General features: G+C 68.7%; 7 protein-coding genes. 4 read left to right on the top strand and 3 right to left on the bottom strand.

What is annotated here, in order from left to right:
- Positions 1-100: 100 nt before the first annotated feature.
- Complete coding sequence (locus ACJ8AT_RS07265) at positions 101-1,783, bottom strand: tetratricopeptide repeat protein (RefSeq protein WP_407736891.1); 1,683 nt, start codon at positions 1,781-1,783, stop codon at positions 101-103.
- Between the two features lie 62 nt (positions 1,784-1,845).
- A complete protein-coding gene (locus tag ACJ8AT_RS07260; RefSeq protein ID WP_407736890.1) occupies positions 1,846-5,097 on the bottom strand; it encodes a C45 family autoproteolytic acyltransferase/hydolase in 3,252 nt (1,083 codons plus the stop codon).
- A 316-nt stretch (positions 5,098-5,413) separates the two neighbouring features.
- Here ACJ8AT_RS07260 and ACJ8AT_RS07255 point away from each other — a divergent pair, with 316 nt between their 5' ends.
- On the top strand, positions 5,414-6,964 hold the full coding sequence (locus ACJ8AT_RS07255; RefSeq protein WP_407736889.1) for a peptide MFS transporter: 1,551 nt from the start codon (positions 5,414-5,416) through the stop codon (positions 6,962-6,964).
- A gap of 23 nt (positions 6,965-6,987) precedes the next feature.
- Here the strand turns inward: ACJ8AT_RS07255 and ACJ8AT_RS07250 are convergent, their stop codons facing one another.
- A complete protein-coding gene (locus tag ACJ8AT_RS07250) occupies positions 6,988-8,493 on the bottom strand; it encodes a cyclic nucleotide-binding domain-containing protein (protein WP_407736888.1) in 1,506 nt (501 codons plus the stop codon).
- A gap of 325 nt (positions 8,494-8,818) precedes the next feature.
- On the opposite strand from ACJ8AT_RS07250, the gene ACJ8AT_RS07245 reads away from it, so the two are divergent.
- The 3 genes from ACJ8AT_RS07245 to ACJ8AT_RS07235 all read left to right on the top strand — a co-directional run bounded on the left by ACJ8AT_RS07245 (position 8,819) and on the right by ACJ8AT_RS07235 (position 13,392).
- Positions 8,819-9,511 (top strand): EF-hand domain-containing protein, encoded by a 693-nt coding sequence (locus tag ACJ8AT_RS07245; RefSeq protein ID WP_407736887.1) that lies wholly within the window; start codon positions 8,819-8,821, stop codon positions 9,509-9,511.
- A 26-nt stretch (positions 9,512-9,537) separates the two neighbouring features.
- Positions 9,538-11,901, top strand: a complete 2,364-nt coding sequence (locus tag ACJ8AT_RS07240; RefSeq protein WP_407736886.1) for a GMC family oxidoreductase N-terminal domain-containing protein — start codon at positions 9,538-9,540, stop codon at positions 11,899-11,901.
- 138 nt (positions 11,902-12,039) lie between these two features.
- Entirely contained in the window at positions 12,040-13,392 is a 1,353-nt protein-coding gene (locus ACJ8AT_RS07235) for a cytochrome C (RefSeq protein ID WP_407736885.1), read from the top strand.

Raw genomic sequence — 13,392 nt, 5'->3', positions numbered from 1 at the left:
GCCAGCCGCGGGATTGCGGACTGGAGGAAACGGAGGGCTGATATCCCATCACATGGCCTCTGAGTGAGTTTTCAGTGCTCAGGGGATTTTCAGGAGTGGCTTAAACCGATTGAGCGAGCGCTCGGAACTCCCGATCCTCTGGGATGGCGGGCAGACGAGGCTCCTGGAGCGAGCGCCGCCGGAACTCCTCGCCCTCGCGCTGGACGGCCCTGAGCACGAGCGAGCGCGCCTCCTCGTGCCGCCCGTAGAGGAAGGCGATGTACCCCGTGTTCCAGAGCGCCGAGCCGCCAGGGCGCCACACGAGCGCGGCCACGAGCTTCGCCCGCGCCTTCTCGAGGAGCGCCCACGCCTGCTCGCGCTCCTCCCACCAGTGCCGCTTGGCTTCACGGATCAGCGCCAGCCCCGCGTGGGTGAGGGCTTCGTAGGAGGCCCCATCTGCTCGCCAGTCTCCTGGCTCGGAGGCTCGGCTCACGACGGTCTCGTACGCGGCCAGGGCCGCTTCCAGCTCGTGCCGTCTGGCCAGGAGGTCTCCCTTGCGGATCAGCGCGTTGAAGAGCTCCATGCGCACCCTCCCGTCGTTCGCGCCGCCGTACCACCGGAGGAGCTCGTCGAGCACGGCCAGCTCCTCCTCGCGCCGATTCAGCTTCCCGAGGAACGCGGACTTGCGGAGGAGGCCGCGGGCCACCAGCTCCCGCAGCTCCGCCTCGCTCGCGAGGCCGAAGCGCTGGACCAGCTCGTCATGGGCGGCCAGCGACGGCGCGGGCTCCTTCCGGTTCTCCAGGAGGATCGCCTTGTCCAAGAGCGCCAGGGCGACGCGGAGGCGCACCTCCCGCTCGCTCGCGCTTTCATATCGCCGGATCACCTCATCGAAGGCCGCCAGGGCCTCCGGGTGCCGGCCCACCAGCGTCAGCAGCCGGGCCTTGTCCACGAGCGCCCGAGCCGTTCCCTCCTGCTTCTCCCGCTCGGTGGCGCCGTCCGGAGCGTGGAGGAAGGCCTCCAGCTCGACCAGCCGCTCGCCGGCCTCCTCCAGGTGCTGTTGGAGCTCGGTCTTGCTGCGGCGCCCCGTGGCCGCCACTCCCCGCAGCTCCTCGTCCTGGGCCTCTCCGAAGCGCTGGACCAGCTCGCCGTAGAGGGGCAGCGCCTCGGCGGGGCGGTTCTGCACCCACAGGCTGGCGGCCTTGCCCAGCAGCGCCCAGGCCATGGGCTGAAGCAGCATGGGATTGTCCGAGCCCTCGGCCCGGCGGATCACCTCGTCATAGACGGTGCGCGCCTCCTCGAGCCGCTCCTGGAGCGCCAGGGTCCGCGCCTTGTAGAAGATGGCCGCGGTCACGGGCACCCGCAGCGCCTCTTCGCTCGAGCCGTCGAAGCGCCGGCGCACCTCGTCGCAGACGGCGAGGACCGCCTCGAAGCGCTCCAGCTGTCCCAGGACATCGGCCTTGCTCACGAGCGCCTTGGCCACCAGGACGCGCAGCTCCGGCTCGCGCATTCCCCCCGGCTGCTGGGCGATCTCATCGAAGAGGGGGAGGGCCTCGTCGAAGCGGTGCAGCTCCGCCAGGGCGAAGGCCTTGCCCAGGAGCGCGCGGGTCACCTGGATCCGCACCGGCAGCGCGCTCGCGCCGCGGAAGCGCCGGAGCAGCTCGTCGCACAGCTCCAGCGCCTCGTCATGTTGCCCCTGGTCCAGCAGGGCGCGGGTCTGGTCGGCGAGCTCCTTGCTCACCGCTTCGCTTCGAGCCGTGCTGCTCGGGCCCGCGGAGCGCCGGGCCTTCGGATCATTGGCCGCCATGGACTTTCCCCTCCCTGGGAACGCGGACACCCCCGGCCCGGCTCCGGGCCTGGGTTCGGGGCTCAGAGCGTGGGTTGGCTTACCACGGGGGCAGGGGACTCCTTGAGATCCTGCGCCAGCGCGTCGAGCTCGTGGAAGCCCTTGGTGCTCACCTCGGGGCCACGGAAGAGGGCCCAGCTCTGGAGGCCGCGCTGGAAGCCGTGCGTCATGTGGTAGAGCTCCATCGCGCTGTTGGCCAGGTAGAGGTAGAGCACCCGCTGGGGGTTCCAGGGGTTGGGCAGGGCCACGGCCAGGCCATCATCCGAGCGGCCATAGGTCGTCCCCTGCCAGCGGAAGAAGCGCCGGCCAATCTCCACGGGCAGCTTCTTCTCCGCGGCCAGCCGCGCCACCAGCGCGTTGTCCTCGGCGCCGCCAAAGAGGATCAGATCGTGCTCGGCCAGCTCCTGGTCCGTCACCTCGGCGTCGGGCTTGAGCGGGGGGAGGATCTCCACCGAGGCATCCGCCACCACGTCCCGGTAGTTGGTGGCCAGCGTCCGCTCGGACTCCACCTGGTGGGCGGTGCCGTAGACGAAGAGCAGGCGATCGAACTCCTCCAGCATCTGCGAGAGCGTGTAGTAGCGCTCGCGGCGCACGGGGAGGTCGTTGGAGGGGTTGAACACCAGCCGCGACGGCTTGTCGGTGGTGTGGAAGGTGAAGGTGTCAGTGGGGCCCTTCACCTCCACGCGCTCCAGGATCCGGGCCTTCTCGGTCCACAGCTCCACGGCGGTGACGAAGTGGTAGGGCGTGCCCGCCTGCTCCACCTTGAGCGTCACGTCGTAGCCGTCCTTGGCCTTGGAGACGCTGGAGCGGATGCGCGGCTCGGGCAGGCCGCTGCGCTCCAGCCACTGCGACAGGAAGGGCCGCAGATCCTTGCCCGAGGACTGGGAGACGCTCTGGATGAAGTCCGCGGTGGTGACGTTCCGGTTGGCGTAGCGCTCGTAGGCGGTCTTCATGGCCTGGGAGAAGGCCTTGTTGCCCAGCAGCAGCCGGAGCTGGTGCAGGGCGAAGGTGCCCTTGATGCGCGGCACCAGGTAGGTGCCGTAGCGATCGTACGAGGTCCGCGCGGAGGCCGGGGACAGATCCCCCTCCCGCGAGGTGATGGTGAGGTAGCGCGAGTTGAGCTCGGCCAGGGCATCGCGCTGCTGCTCGAAGGCCTTGTCGGCCTTGTCCGCGCCCTCGGGCAGGTCCTTGAGGAGGCTCCAGTAGGCGGCCGAGCCGCTCACCAGCCAGTTGTCCCCATCGCTCGTGGGGAACACGGTGTTGGCCCACAGCAGCTTCTTGTCGAAGGAGATGGCCTCCTGGAGGTGGGCGAAGTCCCGCTTGGGGCTGGTGGGCTCGGCGGGAGCCTTGGCGGCGGCGTGGGCCGCCTTCAGCTTGTCCGCGACGAAGAGGGGGCTGAAGGCGGTGTAGCCCAGGGACAGGCGAGGCGTGGCGCCCGGGAGATCCGGGACGAAGCGGCTGCCCACCATGTTCTCGCGCAAGGTCGGCTTGCCGTAGTGCGCCAGGAACATGAGCTTCTCGGCCATCTCGCTGGTGGTGACCTTGCCATCACAGGCGTGGGGGCGGGTGATGGGGCTGGTGGCCATCATCCGAGTGGCGGTGTCCAGGTTGAAGCCGCCCTTGCCGTACTGATCATAGAAGCGCCAGAAGGCGATGTCCCGGTTCCAGGTGTTGAAGGCCAGATCCACCGGGGCGTTGTTCGGGTTGGGCACGTACTCCTTGCGGACCTCGATATCGCGGTTGTTGTTGTCGGCCCAGATGAAGTCCTTGAGGTTGCCGGGCGTGTCTCCGGAGGAGCCCTTGCCGCCGGTGCGCCACAGCCGCGTCTTCTGCGTGCCGAGCAGGAAGCAGGCGCCCTCGTCCGTCTTGGTGTCCGCCAGGGTCCAGTCGTTGGTGTAGAGCCCGTTGTTCTTGTCCTTGAGGATGCGGGCCACCTCGTCGATGGAGGAGGCGTACTGGATCGCCTTGCGGATGCGGTTGCTCTGGGGAGTGCCGTTCACGTTGAAGGGCGTCTGGCCCACCGTCGTCTCGCCGATGACGAGGCCCGCGTCATTGATGAACCAGTCGGCGCCGCTGTGGATGCCGCCCGGGAACGTCTGCATGACGAAGCGGTGGCCGCGAGTGGGCTGCACGTCCAGCACCACGTCCCAGTGGATGCCCGTGTAGCCGTTCCACATGAAGAGCTGGCCCATGACGAAGCGGCCATCCTGGGTGGCGGATCGGGTGGCGACGAACGAGGAGCAGTGATCGCCCTTGCCGGCCTGCTCCGCCTCGTCCTCGGCCTTGAGGAAGGTGCGGCCCGACAGCGGGGTGGCCGTCACGTTGTTGGCGGACTCGAGCGAGCTGAGGTCCACCGCCGAGTTGAGCGCGACGATGTCCAGCAGATCCAGCTCGTGATCCTTGAACTTCGCGCCGCCTTTGTTCGCGCCGTCGGCGATGCCGCGCATCTCCTCGAGGAACTCGGGATCGTACTTGCGCAGGAAGAGCGAGTCCGTCAGCAGCCGCACCTGGGCCCAGCCCTTGGCCGCGTCCGTCTTGTCCTTGAGGATGCCCAGCTTCTCGATGTAGCGGACGATCTCCTGCGAGACGAGCTCGCCGAACTGGCGGCCACGCTCGTAGGGCTCGCCCTCGATGTGGACGTAGATCCAGCCGCCGTCGTCGTAGCGGAAGCCCTTGCCGGCCCAGCGCACGGACTCCAGCGGAGCGTAGGCGGTGATGTCGTCCACCTCCTCGAGGCGCACGTCATCGAACCAGGCCGTGCCGGTGGCCTTGCCGTTGTGGCCCAGGTGCACCTGCACCTGATCCGTGCTCTGGGTGGCGAAGAAGAGCACCGAGGCGCGGCCCCCCTGCTCGGAGCCTGACGCGGGCGAGCAGTTGGTGAAGGGGAAGCTCTGCATGGAGAGGCAGGCGCCCAGGGCAGTGGGGTAGCGCGCGGTGGGATCCGCCCGGACGTCGCGGGTGCGGACCCAGGCGCTGAGGCGGTAGAGGTGGCCCACCTGGAGCTGGAGGGGCGTGGACTGGACGGTGGTCTCCGCGCCGCCGGGAGGACTCTGGATGGAGAGGCTGTGGCTTCCCTCGGCGTGGACTCCGGTGGCGGCGCTCACCTGGCCTTGGCCCGACACGGTCCAGTCCGTGGGCAGGCCCGAGCCGGCCAGCGCCTCGAAGCTGGGATTGGCCACGGGCACGGGTGCGGCGTGCGAGGGCGCGGCATGGAGCACTCCCACGGCGGCGAGGAGCGCGGTGAGGAGCTTCGCGGGCTTTCGAAAAGCAATCATGGTCATTCTCGTTCTGTCTGTGCGCCGAGCGTCCAGAGTGTCGACGGCGTCTTTGTACCTGGAGATGCGGCCTGGGGGCAGGGGGAGTGCTTCCAATCTCGCGGGCCGGGCGAAGGCATTCCACGGGCTGTGAAACCACCTGGGCGATTTGGAGGGGCCGCGAAACCTCTGGCGTACACCAGACAAGCGAGGTGGCGCCTGGTTCAGACATGCACTCTCCGCTTGGGGCGGGCTGGACTCTGGAGCGAGCGTGGCTTCCGCCCGTGCTATGCGTGGGCGCTGCTGGACGCCGTCCGTCGTCGTCCCAGGAGCCTTCATGGAAAGAGCTTCCTCTCCCGCGGTGCCCCCGGCGTCCGCCGCTGCCGCGGACACCCACTTCTTCGGGCACCCGCGCGGGCTCGCCACGCTCTTCTTCACGGAGATGTGGGAGCGCTTCTCGTACTACGGCATCCGGCCGCTGCTGGTGCTCTTCATGTCTGCCGCGCTGAGCCGGGGCGGCTTTGGCTTCCCGCGCGAGCAGGCCTCCGCCATCGTGGGCATCTACGCGGCCTCGGTGTACCTGGCTTCGCTCCCAGGTGGGTGGGTGGCGGACCGGTTGCTCGGGCTGCGGCGCTCCATCTGGTACGGCGGGTGCCTCATCGCGGCGGGGCACATCTCCATCGGGCTGTCGGCGGTGCTGGGGCGCACGGCGTTCTTCCTGGGCCTCATCCTCATCGTGCTGGGCACCGGCCTGCTGAAGCCGAACGTCTCGGCGATCGTCGGAGATCTCTATCCCGAGGGTGGAGCCCGCCGGGATGCGGGCTTCTCCATCTTCTACATGGGCATCAACATCGGCGCGCTGCTGGCGCCGCTCGCCACCGGCTATCTCGGCGAGAAGGTGGGCTGGCACTACGGGTTCGGCGCCGCGGGGCTGGGGATGATCCTGGGAGTCATCCAGTATCGGTTCACCTCCCGCTGGCTGGGCCCGCTGGGGCTCGACATCACCCGCAACCCCGATCCCCAGGTGCAGGCACGCCAGGAGCGCCGGATGAAGCAGGGCCTGGGCGCGGGTCTGGCCGTCCTGGCGCTGCTGCTGGCGCTGGGGATGTCGGGCGTGCTGCACATTGACTCGGTCGCCGTTGGCAAGTCGATGAGCTACGTGATCGCCGCCCTGGCCGTGCTCTATTTCCTGTATCTCTTTACATTCGCCAGGCTGACGAGTGTGGAGAAGAAGCGGGTGGTGGCCATCCTCGTGCTCTTCATCTTCGCCACGGTGTTCTGGTCGGCGTTCGAGCAGGCACCCACCTCGCTCAACCTGTTCTCGGCGGACTTCACGGACCGGGTCGTCTTCGGCTGGGAGATGCCGGCGCTGTTCCTCCAGTCGGCCAACTCGTTCTTCGTCATCCTCTTCGCGCCCATCTTCGCCGCGCTCTGGGGGGCGCTGGGCCGCCGGGGGAAGGAGCTCTCCAGCCCCACCAAGTTCTCGCTGGGCCTGCTGTTCGCCGCGATGGGCTTCGCGGTGATGATCTTCGCGGCCCAGCGCATTCAGGACGGGGGAGTGGTGAAGGTGTCCCCGTGGTGGCTGGTGGTGAGCTATTTCTTCCAGACCATCGGGGAGCTGTGTCTGAGCCCGGTGGGCCTCAGCTCGATGACGAAGCTGGCGCCGCGCAAGTTCACGGGGCAGATGATGGGGGTGTGGTTCATGGCCGCCGCGCTCGGCAACATCATCGCGGGCCTGGTGGGAGGGCACGTCAACCCGGAGAACCCAGCGGAGATGCCCACGCTCTTCACCCGGACGACGCTGCTGCTGCTGGCGTCCGCGGTGGTGCTCGGGGCGTTGATCATCCCCATTCGACGGATGATGGCCGAGACCCAGACGGAGGGTTGAGCTCCCTCACTCCTTGGGCTTTCTCACGCCGCCTGGGCCAGCGGCATTCCATGGGGCAGCACCGTCTCGCGCGGCAGGAGGACGACCCGCGAGAGCTCTTGCGCCATCACGCGCACGGTGTGCTCGACCTCCATCAACAGCGCGCCGTGGGCCGCCACCTGGAGCGTGGGGTGCGCCAGCTTCACCGAGCCCGACAGCACCAGCAGGTGCGAGCCGGCCTCCACGGTGAGCACCTGGCGCGGCGCCAGCTCGCGGTGCTCGCTCTGGTGCAGCCATGAGCGCCGATCCTTGCGCCCCAGGTGCCCGTACCGCTCCACCCCGCGCACCAGGGAATCGAAGCGCCGCTCGGCGAACGTCTTCCACACGTGCTCGCTCAGGGCCGCGTGGGCCTCCATCAGCGGCAGCAGCGCCTCACGGGGGATGCGCACCAGCGTCGAGGCCGTGGCCGTGCGGATGGAGGCCGAGCGGCGCTCGCCCGCGAGCATGGCGATCTCTCCGAACACCGCCCCGCTGCCCAGCTCGTTCACCACCTGCTCCTCGCCGCCCTCCAGCACGTACGCCGCCCCGCGCGCCAGCAGGTACAGCTCGTGGCTGGCGTCCCCCTGGCGGAAGACGTGGCGCCCGGCCGGCATCCGGAGGATCTCCGCCCGCGCCGCCAGCTTCTTCAGCGTGCCCTCATCGAACTGGGAGAAGATCGGCGCGGCCTGGAGCTGGCGGACGATCTCGGAGCGCAGCAGGCGCGAGCCCAGCGGCAGCCGGTACGCCAGCGACTTGAGGGCCTCCACCGGCTTGCGCAGCTTCGTCTCGCTCATGACGCGGAACAGCCGCACCAGGATGCCCGCCGAGACCGGCACCACCGTCACCAGGCCGTTGCCGTCCACGTAGCCCGGGTTGGCCTCGATGAAGTAGCGCGCCGCGGGCTTGTCGCAGTGCTGCCAGTACTCGCGCTCCGCCTCCGTCTCGCGCGTCTTCCAGCCCACCTTGCGCACCAGCGGCCGGGCCGCGTCCACCTTCTCCAGCCCGAACTCGGCGGCCAGCTCCTCCATGAAGGACTGGAGTTCCGGAGGCGTCTGCACCTCGCGCCGCGGCCACACCTCGCCGCAGTACTTGACGAACACCGCATAGCTGGACGGGTGCACCAGCGAGCCCAGGTAGTACACCTTGCGGCCCGGGTTCTTCAGCATGTAGCGCAGCGCCAGCGACAGGCCGAAGCGCGCGTTCACGTTGCCACCGCGGTACTCGCGCAGCGTGCCCGCCTCCGCCCGGAACACCGCCGTGGGCACCCCGCCCAGCTCCCGCTCGAAGATGTGGAAGGCGAAGTAGCCCACGATCTCCCCCGCCTCGCTCTTGTGCACCTGGAGCCAGGTGTGCTCGGCCTTCGACTCGACCACGTACTTGGCGAAGGACTCCCGCTCCACCCCGTCGAAGATCTCGTTGTGGACCGCGTAGAGCGCGTCGATGAGCTGGGCGCGGGCCTCGGGGGAGAGGGACTTGGGGGCGATGATCTCGGTGTTCGCGATGCGGGGCATGGGCGGCTCCTTCCTGCCCAGGCCCTTGTGCAAGGGGGCTGCCACGCTCCGCGCCAGCCGCCGCAACCCCCAAGTCCCCAAGCTTTTCGAGCAGATACGAGGAGGGAAGCGGCAGAAGAGGGGTGGGAAAGAGACCCGCCGGCCGCCGGTGCGTATCCGCCGGAAGCGCGCGCTTTCCGCATGGACGCCATGCGGTTTCCGCCCTCGGACTTGCGTCGAACGTGGACGCGGCTGCTTCCGGGGGGACGCACGAAGCCCACCGAATGCATGACGCTGACAGCGCCATCCCGCTACGATGGCCCGAGTACTTCTGGAGGGGAGCACGATGGCGAAGAAGAAGCCGGCCAAGAAAGCCGCTGCCGCGAAGAAGAAGACCGCGAAGCGCACGTCCACCACCAAGAAGGCCGCCCGTAAGGCAGCCTCGAAGTCGCCCCGCAAGGTGGCCTCGAAGTCGCCCCGCAAGGCGGCGGCGAAGAAGGGAGCCCGGAAAGCCGCGGCGAAGACCGCCCGCAAGCCCGCGGCTCGCAAGGCGGCCGGAAAGACGGCTGCTCGGAAGCCTGCTCGGAAGCCTGCTCAGAAACCTGCCCAGAAGGCGGCCTCGAAGTCGCCCCGTAAGGCGGCGGCCCGGACGCGCGCTCCCAAGGCGGAGGCTCCGGCCACCTCGTCCGGGATGTCCGTGCGGACCGAGCAGCCCGAGTCCACCCGCTCGCTGGTGCAGACCGAGCGGCCCACCGTCGAGACGGTCGAGACCACCTCCGCCGGCATCCAGGCCCTGGCGCCCGAGCACGCCGCGGTGGATGATCTGACCAGCTCCGGCAACGAGCTGCTGGACATCTTCCAGAAGTACGACCGCAACCGCACCGGCTCTATCGAACAGGCCGAGTTTGCTCGCCTGCTCGAGGCGCTCGGCCAGAACATCACCGATGAGGAATTGATGATCGCCTTCGATATCATCGACACTGATCGGACAGGGAAGATCTCCTGGAAGCAGTTCAAGAACTGGTGGACGAGCCGCTAGAAGGGCTCGCGAAGCGAAGACAAACGATGCGGCGACTGTCGTCTCCTGTAGAGAAGTTGGGCGGGCACTGGCCCGTGGTGGTCGTGGGCTCTGGCTACGGAGGTGCCATCGCCGCGTCCCGGCTGGCGCGCGCTGGGCAGAAGGTCTGTGTCCTGGAGCGCGGCAAGGAGCGGTTGCCGGGAGAGTTCCCGCGCACCAACTCCCAGTTCCTTCGGGAGACCCAGCTCCTGGGGCCCGGAGGCTCGTTCCTGGGGAAGCTGAAGGTCGGCTCCCCCACGGGGCTGATCTCCATGCACCTGCTGGGAGACCTGGCCGTCATCTCCGGCTGTGGTCTGGGTGGCACCTCGCTCGTCAACGCCAGCGTGGTGCTGCGGCCGGATCCGCGCGTGCTCGAGGATGAGTCCTGGCCCGCCGCGTTCCGCGAGGATCTCCAGGGACTGGTCGCCGACGGCTTCGCCCACGCCGAGCGGATGCTGGCGCCCAACGCCTATCCGGAGACCCACCCCAAGCTGCGCAAGATGGAGGCGCTGCGGCACTCCGCCCAGTACATGGGCGCCTCCTTCTATCCCCTGCCGCTGGCGGTGCACTTCCAGGAGGGCGTCAACGCCGCCGGAGTGCGGCAGCGCGCCTGCACCCTCTGTGGAGACTGCGCCACCGGCTGCAATGTGGGCTCGAAGAACACGGTGAACATGAACTACCTGCCTGATGCGCAGCGTCACGGCGCGGAGCTGTTCACCCACGTGGCTGTGCACCACCTGGAGCGCGGCCCGGGCCACTGGCGCGTGTACTACCGGCTCATTGGGATGGGGCGCGAGCTGTTCGATGCGCCGCTCCAGTTCCTCACCGCGGATCACGTCATCCTGGCGGCCGGTGCGTTGGGCAGCACGGAGCTGCTCCTGCGCTCGCGGGCGGCGGGGCTGCCGCTGTCGGGCGAGCTGGGCAAGCACTTCTCCGGCAACGGGGACGTGATGGCGTTCGGGTACAACCTGGACGTGCCGGTGAACGCCATCGGCCACGGCGAGCACCCCGAGAAGGGCGCCGAGCCCGTGGGGCCCAACATCACCGGTGTCATCGATCTGCGGAAGACCGAGAAGCTCAACGAGGGCATGGTCATCGAGGAGGGTGGGGTGCCGGCGGCGATCGCCAGCTACCTGCCCGCGCTGTTCGCCGCGGTGGCGCCGCTGATCGGCGAGGACACCGACGAGGGCTTCATCGACGGCGTGCAGGAGCAGGCCCGCGTGGCCGAGAGCCTGGTCCGGGGGCCGTACCACGGCGCCATCCGCAACACGCAGACGCTCTTCGCCATGACGCACGATGATGCGGGCGGCGAGCTGCGGCTGGAGGGAGACGGGCTGCGCGCCGTGTGGCCCGGCGCGGGGCGGCAGGAGAGCTTCCTTCGCGCGGAGCAGAACATCCGCAAGACGGTCGAGGCGCTGGGCGGCACCTTCGTGCGCAACCCCGTGGGCGCCCGGCTGCTGGACAACGCCCTGCTCATCACCCACCCGCTGGGCGGCTGTGCCATGGGCGAGGACGCCGCGCGCGGCGTGGTGGACCACGAGGGCCGGGTCTTCGCGGGCGAGCAGGGCACCGCCGTCCACGAGGGGCTCTACGTCAACGACGCCGCCGTCATCCCTCGCTCGCTCGGCGCCAACCCGCTGCTCACCATCTCCGCGGTGGCCGAGCGCTTCTCGGCGCGGATGGCCCGGCGCCACGGGTGGAACATCGACTACGCGCCCCTCCAGGAGCAGCCAGGGCCCGAGCCTCGGGTGAGCACGGGGCTGCGCTTCACCGAGAGCCTGCGCGGCACCATCTCCCCCGCGGTGGACGTGGACTACCGGCAGGCGGCCAACCCGGATCGCCCCGGGGCCTCGGAGCTGCGCTTCGTCATCACCGTGCTCGTGGAGGATCTGGACGCCATGCTGGCGGACACTCGGCACCCCATGGCGGTGACAGGGTGTGTGATGGCGCCCGCGCTGTCCCACAAACCACTCACGATCACGCGCGGCGTGCTCAACGTGCTCGTGGAGGACCCGAAGCGCCCCGAGTACAAGCAACTGCGTTACGGGCTTCAGCTGCTGTCCGAGGCCGGAGAGCGCTTCTTCCTCGAGGGCTTCAAGCAGCTCACGGACGACCCGGGCATCGACTTCTGGGAAGACACCACCACCCTCTTCGTCACCGTGCGGCGCGGTGACGGGCCCGAAGCGCCTGCCGCCTACAAGGGCGTGCTGCGTATCTCCGTGGAGGACTTCGCCCGACAGGTCTCCACCATCCGGGTGATGCACGCGCCGACCGTCCAGGAGCAGCTCTCGGCGGTGGGCCGCTTCGGGCGCTTCTTCCTCGGAGGACTCTTCGAGCTCTATTGGAAGCCGTCCTTCATCGACGAGTCGTGAGCGCCGGGCCTCGCGCTCAGTGGGGTGAGCCCTCACTCGCTTGAGGATGATTCGGACTTAGGGCAGCCTGCGGTTCCTTCCGAGGAGCGGCTGGGTCGCGCGTGCCTTCGAGGGCTTTACCCCATAGAGGAGTCACTTGTGCAGAATGATCGACTGATCAACCGTCGCGCACTTTCCGGTGGGCGTTGGCTGCGTTCCTTTTCTTCGCTGATGCTGGCGGGCGCGCTGCTGAGCACCACGGCGTGCAAGGACGAAGAGAAGCCACCCGAGGAGAAGCCGCTCTCGGCCCAGGCCGAGAAGGGGCTCTCCATTGTGCCGTTCCAGCTCGACACCACCGGGCTCACCAACGCCGACAAGGAGCGGATCGGCACGGGGAGCTACCTGCTGAACGGCCTGGCGATCTGCCAGAACTGCCACCAGACGCCCCAGCAAAACGGCCCGCCCAAGTACCTGAGCGGCGGTGTGTCCTTCCCGATCGGTCCGTCGGGCGAGGTCGTCTACGCGCGCAACCTGACGTCCGATCCGGACACCGGCCTGCGGCTGACCGAGGCCCAGTTCATCGAGGCCATCCGTACGGGCAAGGACTTCAAGAGCGACACCCAGAACGAGCAGCTCATCGTCATGCCCTGGCAGACCTTCCGGTGGATGACCGACGAGGACATCAAGTCCATCTACGCCTACCTCCAGAAGGTCCCGGCCATCAAGAACCCGGTGCCCGCCGACATCAAGGGCGCGGCGGCGGCGGCGCAGCCGGTGCCCTTCCCCAACGCGTACGCCGATGGCGCTGTGGTCCGGCCGCTGCCGGCCGACTCTGGCACGCTCAACGAGGATCGCGGCCTGGCGCTCCAGACGCTGGTGGATCCGCCGGGGCTCACCAGCCTGAGCGCCGACGACAAAGCCCTGTACGCGCGCGGCAGCTACATCGTGAACGCCGTGTCCGACTGCAACGGGTGCCACACCAACCCGTCGCGTGACCCGCGCAACGCGAAGATCCCCACGGACCGCTTCCTCACGGGCGGCTTTGTCTTCACGCTGCCGCCGGGCCTGAACGCGGCGCAGCACTACACGCGCTCCATGTCGGCCAACCTGCTGGGTGCCACCCACGGCGTCATTCCCAAGCTGACCTTCGATCAGTTCAAGACCATCATCGACACGGGCAAGGTCACGAACGGCTCCGTCACCCGGGACATCGCCTTCCCCATGTCCGATGCCGTGGCGGTCTTGAAGAATGCGACCGACGATGACCTGAAGGCCATCTTCAGCTACATCAAGAACCAGACTCCCATCTCGGGCGCGGGTGACAAGCTCACCCAGCAGCCGGCCCGTTTCTGCGCCGCGGACACGGACTGCAACAGCGGCGAGTCCTGCAACGTCCCCACCAACGAGTGCGTGGGCGCGACCTGCTCGGCGGACCCGGATTGCGGTGCCTGCCAGACCTGCTCTGCCGGCCACTGCGCGGCGCCCACGACCCCTGTGTGCGCTGGATTCTAG

This window comes from Hyalangium sp., assembly GCF_045802625.1.
Taxonomy (GTDB): Bacteria; Myxococcota; Myxococcia; order Myxococcales; family Myxococcaceae; genus Hyalangium.
The sequence above is the reverse complement of the archived record's forward strand: the minus strand, read 5'-3'. Positions and strand labels throughout refer to the sequence as shown.

What these genes read in the sequence shown, in the direction of transcription:
- ACJ8AT_RS07265 (WP_407736891.1), bottom strand. Translation starts at nt 1,783, where the DNA reads ATGGCGGCCAATGATCCGAAGGCCCGGCGCTCCGCGGGCCCGAGCAGC.
- ACJ8AT_RS07260 (WP_407736890.1), bottom strand. Translation starts at nt 5,097, where the DNA reads ATGATTGCTTTTCGAAAGCCCGCGAAGCTCCTCACCGCGCTCCTCGCC.
- ACJ8AT_RS07255 (WP_407736889.1), top strand. Translation starts at nt 5,414, where the DNA reads ATGGAAAGAGCTTCCTCTCCCGCGGTGCCCCCGGCGTCCGCCGCTGCC.
- ACJ8AT_RS07250 (WP_407736888.1), bottom strand. Translation starts at nt 8,493, where the DNA reads ATGCCCCGCATCGCGAACACCGAGATCATCGCCCCCAAGTCCCTCTCC.
- ACJ8AT_RS07245 (WP_407736887.1), top strand. Translation starts at nt 8,819, where the DNA reads ATGGCGAAGAAGAAGCCGGCCAAGAAAGCCGCTGCCGCGAAGAAGAAG.
- ACJ8AT_RS07240 (WP_407736886.1), top strand. Translation starts at nt 9,538, where the DNA reads ATGCGGCGACTGTCGTCTCCTGTAGAGAAGTTGGGCGGGCACTGGCCC.